This window comes from Colwellia marinimaniae (assembly GCF_002207865.1).
Lineage (GTDB): Bacteria > Pseudomonadota > Gammaproteobacteria > Enterobacterales > Alteromonadaceae > Colwellia > Colwellia marinimaniae.
The window spans coordinates 1-257 of the sequence record NZ_BDQM01000363.1 but is presented as its reverse complement, the minus strand read 5'-3'; the positions used below and the strand labels follow the sequence as shown (position 1 = coordinate 257).

At 16.3% G+C, this 257-nt stretch carries 1 protein-coding gene; it reads right to left on the bottom strand.

Translation table 11 applies throughout. From position 1 onward, the window contains the following. Positions 1 to 257: hypothetical protein (locus MTCD1_RS23740; RefSeq protein WP_200818689.1), on the bottom strand; the 257-nt coding region annotated here is incomplete at both ends.

The following is a 257-nucleotide window of genomic DNA, read 5'->3' as shown; positions in this document are numbered from 1 at the left end:
CTTCTTCTTCTCCCTTTTTTTCTTCTTTTTCTTTTTTCTTTTTTTTTTTTCCTTCTTTTTTTTTTTTTTTCTTTCTTTTTTTTTTTTTTTTTCTTTTTTTTTTTTTTTTTCTTCTTTTTTTTTTTCTTTTTTTTTTTTTTTTTTTCTTTTCTTTCTTCTTTTTTTTTTTTTTTCTTCTTTTTTTCTTTTTTTTTTCTTTTTTCTTTTTTTTTTTTCTCTCCTTCTTTTTTTCTTTCTCTTTTACTCTTCTTTCTCTT